Here is a 6,199-nt window from a genome sequence, read left to right as displayed (position 1 = left end):
CGCCAAGGCGCTCTATTATATTCATATTGGGGAATTCAACCTGGCGGTTCCCCACCTGGAGAAAGCACTGGAGTACAACCCTAATTCCTCCGGTGTCGTTCAGATGCTGGGGGATCTCTATGCCCGGGCGATTCCCAATACGGGTAAATATCTGCAATATGCATTAAAGGGTATTCAATTGGATATTGGGGGCAATGATTCCATCGCCCAGAGTTATCTTTATTTGGCCCTGAGCAATGCCCTGGTTCAATCCGGCTTTGTGAATGAAGCCATGACCTATATCAACAAGTCTTTGGATTATGACCCCGGGAACTATTACGCCCCCCTGGTGAAGATTTACATTTCCCACGCCCAAAACGGTGATATAGCCCAAACCGGGCGACTCCTGGAGGCTGAGTTTCAAAAAGATACCACCCGTCTCGATATAATGCAGGAGGTTGCCAAAATGTACTATTTTCAAGAGCATTACGACAGCGCTTACTTTTATTATGAGAAATTTGTCAATGCCCGTGACCGCCTGGGTTTGGAGATGTATCCCCAGGAAGATATCAAGATAGGGGTAACTTATGAAAAAATGGGTCTCGAGCGGCAGGCTGAGGAATTTTTCAGTTCCTATGCGGAGTATTGCGAAAGGGATGAGTCTATTTATAAAAGCGCCAGTACAGCAGTGAAGTATGTCCATGAGGGGAAATACGATGCTGCGATTGAGCAACTTAAGATTTTCGCGACCCAGGACAATTACCAGTACTGGATTTTGCTGTTTATAGAGGAAGATCCAATCATGAATCCCCTGAAAAGCCATCCGGAGTACAAGGCGGTAATTCGGAAAATCAGGGAGCGATTTTGGGAAAACCAGGCTGTGCTGAAAAAGTCGTTGGAGGAAAAGGGACTGATCTGACCTTAAGTAAAGGCCCTGTGGATTGAGCTTTCTCATCCCGCAACAACTCAAGAAATAGAAATCCCTGTATCGATTGATTCCTATGGTGTCTACTGTGGTTGTTTTTCAGAACTTTTCGTGGGGCCTCATAAAAAATCCCCCGGATTACAATTAATCAGAGGGATGTACGAAGAATTAATTCGTGCAGTTAGTTCAATAGCGACCCCATTCCAAAGGCTGAAATGAAATTGTTATAGTCTTCTTTGACATTCGCATTGGCACTTTCAACAAATTGTCCGGTTATCGCGTCTACAACTGTTCTTAAAGGCCGTTCACCTTTAGGCATTTCAACGAGCTTAAAAATGGCGTCTGCCACCATTTGCGGACTCGGTTTTACCTTTTCAAACATTTCCTGCATGCCCTGCCCCATTTGCTCGGGGATATTTGCCAGATCTCCGTATTCTGCCGCCAATTCCTGATCGGTTCCATAGGCAGATTTAGAGAATATCTCTGTAGGGAAGGCGCCGGGTTGCACTAGAACGGCATCTACGCCAAGAGGGCGTACTTCGTAGTGCAGGCCTTCGGTCAGTCCTTCCAGAGCAAATTTGGTACTGTTGTACATTGTCATAAAGGGGGCGGAGAACCTTCCCAGGCCACTGGATATGTTTATGATCAATCCCTCGCCTTGCCTCCGCATTTGAGGGAGGGAAGATTTAATCGTCCTCCAGGGACCCTTGACGTTTACATTGAACATGTTCTCCATGTCCTGCTCTGAAAAGGTTTCGGTTATGCCACCTCCGTAGTATCCGGCGTTGTTGACTAAAACATCCAGTTTGCCTTCCTTTTCAATAATTCCTTCAATGGCGGATTGTACCTGCGTCGGATGAGTGACGTCAATTTCAACCACGGTAATGTTTTCTATTCCATTCAGTTCATTCGCCTTTTCTGCATTCCTGTTTGTAGTGTTACGCATTCCTGCATAGACCGTATGCCCCTTTGCCGCAGCTCCTTTGGCGGTTAAGTATCCGAATCCACTGTTTGTTCCTGTAATTAAGATGACCTTATTGTCCATGGTGTTGACTTGTTTTTAAATTAATAGTTACACAAAGTTACTAATTAAAGTTACTTTTTGTAACTTTGACTGGAAATAAGCTAAAAAACTAGTTACTCCCGGGTTACTAATACTATGGAAAAGAAAGCGAGTTGTAAGAACCCATTATGTCCCCTAACGCAGGCCTTATCTGTAATAGGGGGTAAATGGAAGCCAGTAATCATTTACCAGTTAAACAGGTCTAAAAAACGGTTTGGACAACTACACCTGTCCGTTGTCGGGATTTCGAGGAAGGTATTGACCTCCCAATTGAACGAATTAGTTCGGGACGGGCTCGTGAACAGGACTTCTTATGCTGAAACTCCGCCAAGGGTCGAATATGAACTGACCGAAAAGGGAAAAGCCCTCATTCCGGTTTTTGGTTCTATTGCCGAGTGGGGTACCTATCTGGTTGAGGATTATAAGAAATCGCTGACTAAAACGATCTGACGTATTTCAGCACGAAATCCATCCATGATATTTAAGTTGGAATCTGCCTCATGAGCCAGTTCCCGGCCTACTGAAACCGCCTTACTCCAACGGTCAATTGCCTAAGACCAACTGCCACTGCCACTGCCACTGCCACTGCCACTGCCAACTGCCTACTGCCAACTACCTACTGTCAATTGGGGTTTCAGACCCAAAACCTCTTCCATAAAGCTATTCGTTTCCCTTTTCACGGATTCCAGGTCTTTGGAGGTAATATAAGAGGTCATCACATGCTCGCCAACATTGGGAAAAGCTACTTTCCTTTTTTGGTCTGCAGGGGTGCCGAGCTCATCGAACATACGCAGCATGGCAGAGACAGATACTGTGCTGTCCTGGTGGATCTCATCCTTATAATAATATCCTAAAAATACAGGCTGTTTCACACTCCGGAAAGTCTCTTCGGTCATGGTTTCATCCATAAGTACCTGAAGTTGGGCAAGGGCCTCCACGCGGTATTTGGTCGTCCAGTATTTACGATCGGCCTCAGTAGGATCCTCGAATTCGTGGTAATCCCCTCCCTTAACTAATTTGGCCAGTTGCACCCCCCAATGTTTCGTCAGTAATTTAGCATTGGAGTCAAAAATCTCAATATTTGGTGAGTACAGGAGCAAGCCGGCTATATCAGGGTCGCCCCCTGCCAAGTAAAGGGCCAGTGTCCCGCCGGTTGACGTAGCCATCAAAATCACCTTGTCCCCAAGTTGCTTCCCCACTGCAATAGCCTCCTTGGCAGAATTGACCAATTTATCGGCAGTGATTGTCAGCAAAGGTTCGTCCTCAATCAATCCATGGCCGGACAGGCGGGGGAGGTACAAATTGTACCCGTAGCGTTTAGCCGTTTCTATGTGAATCGGGTCGCCCTCTTCCTGGCTGGCAGACCAGCCGTGTAAATAAACAATGCTGTAAGCCGTTTTCTTTGGAATACTGTCCGCCCAGATAATTCGGGCTTCATTGTCGGGTTTTATATTGGGGATGGCCGCTTCATGTCGGTTGATTTCCGCTTCTAGCTGTGTCAAATTCGATGTGATGACGGGTCGGGATCTATCCAGGATGGGGGTATCTACTTCAGGACCCAGAAAATAGACCAGCAACAGCAGGCCGGCAAAGAACAGGAGGAATTTTAAAGTTTTTCGCATCATATATCAAGAGGACTGGCAATGGTTTTAAAGATACTGCATTCTGTGATTTTCCATGCTAATTCGCCGGAAGGATTCAGCTGAATTAAAATTATTTCTGACTAATTTTTTCGTACTCAATACTGACCAGAGCTTTGTTTTGATTTTCATAATCCAGGTACAATTCATGGCCGACCAAAAGTTTTACCTTTTTGGTTTCATTTGGGTTGACTGCAAAGATTTCAATGATTTTCCCTTTTTGCTGCACTCGTGCCGAAAAGGGTTCATCGCCAATGTTTTTGATAACGGCATAACAGTCTTCTCCTTCGAAAGGGTTAATTGTCGCGTCCTGTCCCGGGCCTTTACCAAACATTAACATGCTTTGATTGGAGTTGAGTTCAAAGACCGTCTGGGCTTTGAGTTCAATTTGAACTGAGAGAATCAGAACGAAAATTAAAAGGATGTTTTTCATTATTGGATATTTAAGTTTTATCGGAAAAATCAATTTGCCGGAGTAGTATGTGTTAATAGGATTTCGTCTGATCTCGGTTGGCAAGTACATAACCCACAAGGGTTACCACCATCATGAAAAGTATATTGATTCCCAGTGTCTTCCAGTCCGGTGCGCCCAGAAATATCGAATCCATGGTAATTGAGGGCCAGGAGAATGGAAAGTAGGAGCCATCGAGCTGATAGTCTTTGATGAGCTGGGCCAGAACAAAACCAAGGATTCCCACAGCGAGGGGGAAGACAAAACTTTTGAAGAAATATGATATAAAATATACCAGGGACAGGATGCCCATGCAACTGACAATGGTTCCAAATCCTAGTTTCAGCAGCAAATTAACGGGCATTTGCGACTGGGCAAATGAGGTTCCGGTTATCAAAGGGATCAGTACCAGGAGCAATAAGAACAACAAATGGGAAAAAGCAAAAACAAGGGCAACCACTTTGAGTTTGCTGAGGTAGACCATTGCTTTGGATGATGGCAGGGCATATAACATTTTCCATGCACTCGACCGATTTTCCATAAGCAGGGCCAAAGCGCATAAAATCACCAGATACATCGGCAATAGCATGGGCAGGATGCCCAGGTAATGGAAACGAATCCAGCCTTCCCAGCTTCCCAGCGGGTCCATTTCGAGATATTGAGAAACTATGGAAAAATTAAAAGGAAGTATGGCCATCATAAGGTTGGTGAAAACCGTTCCTGCTGTGGCGAGCCAGAACATACCTGAACCTTTCAGCTTTATGAATTCCGCTTTTGTGAATCTGAAAAAATCAAGCATAGTTCAGGTAAAATGATTCCAGGTCCCGGTGACCCTGCAGGTTTTCAATAGATCCGAAAAAAACATTCTCCCCGTTTTTCAGGATCATCACCTGCCGGGCAGTTTTTTCGATCTCGGAAAGTAAGTGACTCGATACAATAATCGTCTTTCCCGCTTTGCTCAGGTCCTTGATCATTTGGCGTATCTCAATGATTCCCTGCGGATCCATTCCGTTGGTAGGTTCGTCCAGCAGCAATATTTCGGGATCTGAAAGTAGTGCTGCAGCCAGACCTACCCGCTGCTTCATGCCGGTACTGAGCTTTGCAGTCCTGCGATCCCTGAATTCATACATCCCCACCTGCTGCAATACGGGCGTAATCTTATCGAGGTCCGTCTGATGGTAGAGCGACCGTATCCTCAGGTTGTCCCAAACACTTAAATGTCCGTAAAGGGAAGGCTCCTCGATCATCATAGACATACTTTTATAGAGGGTCTTTCGGCTCAGCGCATCCAGGGGTATGTCCATGATCCGGATTGTTCCTGATTTCGGGCGGAGCAGGCCACCGATCAATTTCATCAGGGTGGATTTCCCGGATCCATTGTGGCCCAGCAGGCCCAGGATGCCCCCCCTCTCCAGGGTAAATGTAATTTCCCGGATGAGCGGATCGTTTCCGGAATACTGAAATCCGACCTTGTTGAGTTCAATCATAAAGCAATGGCGATGGAGTAATGATAAGCCTTATACGTAAAAGTAAGGATAATCATGCAGGGAAAAGCTCCCCCTCCCCCTCAATCAATTTACCCAATGACCCGGAAAAAGCATTTCAGTACAGAGGATAAATTTTAGCGACCGCTATTTATTTCCATCAGCAGCCCTTCCAAAATCTCATCTTTCTCGTCCAGCAGATGGTCCTTGATAAATATATCCGGGATGACCCCTTCCGCTGCCGTACTTCCGTTGACGCGTTCGATATATCCTTTGGAGACCTGGACGGATATCCCCGTATTGGGAAGGGGATACCTGAAAACTGACGCATAGAGGGAAGGATAATCCCCTGTTTCCTCACCTACGATGATCCCGAAGCCATTATCCTGTATTTGGGCAGCAGTTACCGCGGCCTGCGAATGCGATTGCCGGTTGACCATTACATACACCTCGCCGGTAAATCGTTTTCTCACAGGTTGCGGCCTATAGGGATCAAAGTCATACTGGTAGATCTCACCATCCTTATGGTTGAGCACTTCCTGCCAGTATACGCTGGTAGTATCATTGTTTTGCCGGACATGGGCTTTGAGGAACGAACTGGTCTTTAGGGTAAACCTGGAGGTCCAGGTGAAGGGTTTATCTGCGAAATAGGATATC

At 45.9% G+C, this 6,199-nt stretch carries 8 protein-coding genes; 2 read left to right on the top strand and 6 right to left on the bottom strand.

Annotated features, from left to right (window positions below; translation table 11 throughout):
* Window positions 1–898: tetratricopeptide repeat protein (locus tag WBV75_RS02815; RefSeq protein ID WP_424119140.1), on the top strand; the 898-nt coding region annotated here is incomplete at its 5' end.
* 187 nt (window positions 899–1,085) lie between these two features.
* Here the strand turns inward: WBV75_RS02815 and WBV75_RS02810 are convergent.
* On the bottom strand, window positions 1,086–1,949 hold the full coding sequence (locus WBV75_RS02810; RefSeq protein WP_424119139.1) for an SDR family oxidoreductase: 864 nt from the start codon (window positions 1,947–1,949) through the stop codon (window positions 1,086–1,088).
* A 114-nt stretch (window positions 1,950–2,063) separates the two neighbouring features.
* Here WBV75_RS02810 and WBV75_RS02805 point away from each other — a divergent pair, with 114 nt between their 5' ends.
* The gene (locus tag WBV75_RS02805) at window positions 2,064–2,417 is read left to right on the top strand and encodes a winged helix-turn-helix transcriptional regulator (protein WP_424119138.1); all 354 of its coding nucleotides are present in this window, start codon (window positions 2,064–2,066) and stop codon (window positions 2,415–2,417) included.
* A 152-nt stretch (window positions 2,418–2,569) separates the two neighbouring features.
* On the opposite strand, the gene WBV75_RS02800 is transcribed toward WBV75_RS02805, so the two are convergent.
* The 5 genes from WBV75_RS02800 to WBV75_RS02780 form a co-directional block, all read right to left on the bottom strand.
* Window positions 2,570–3,592 carry an alpha/beta hydrolase gene (locus WBV75_RS02800; protein WP_424119137.1) on the bottom strand — a complete coding sequence of 341 codons (1,023 nt, stop codon included), beginning with the start codon at window positions 3,590–3,592 and terminating at the stop codon, window positions 2,570–2,572.
* A gap of 88 nt (window positions 3,593–3,680) precedes the next feature.
* On the bottom strand, window positions 3,681–4,040 hold the full coding sequence (locus tag WBV75_RS02795; RefSeq protein WP_424119136.1) for a hypothetical protein: 360 nt from the start codon (window positions 4,038–4,040) through the stop codon (window positions 3,681–3,683).
* A 52-nt stretch (window positions 4,041–4,092) separates the two neighbouring features.
* Window positions 4,093–4,857, bottom strand: a complete 765-nt coding sequence (locus tag WBV75_RS02790) for an ABC transporter permease (protein ID WP_424119135.1) — start codon at window positions 4,855–4,857, stop codon at window positions 4,093–4,095.
* Window positions 4,850–5,545 (bottom strand): ABC transporter ATP-binding protein, encoded by a 696-nt coding sequence (locus tag WBV75_RS02785; protein ID WP_424119134.1) that lies wholly within the window; start codon window positions 5,543–5,545, stop codon window positions 4,850–4,852. Before WBV75_RS02785 ends, WBV75_RS02790 begins: the two co-directional genes overlap by 8 nt.
* Window positions 5,546–5,679: 134 nt before the next feature.
* Window positions 5,680–6,199: S41 family peptidase (locus tag WBV75_RS02780; RefSeq protein WP_424119133.1), on the bottom strand; the 520-nt coding region annotated here is incomplete at its 5' end.

This window comes from Robiginitalea sp. (assembly GCF_049588695.1).
Classification (GTDB): Bacteria; Bacteroidota; Bacteroidia; order Flavobacteriales; family Flavobacteriaceae; genus Robiginitalea.
This window is presented reverse-complemented; position numbering and strand designations above follow the sequence as displayed.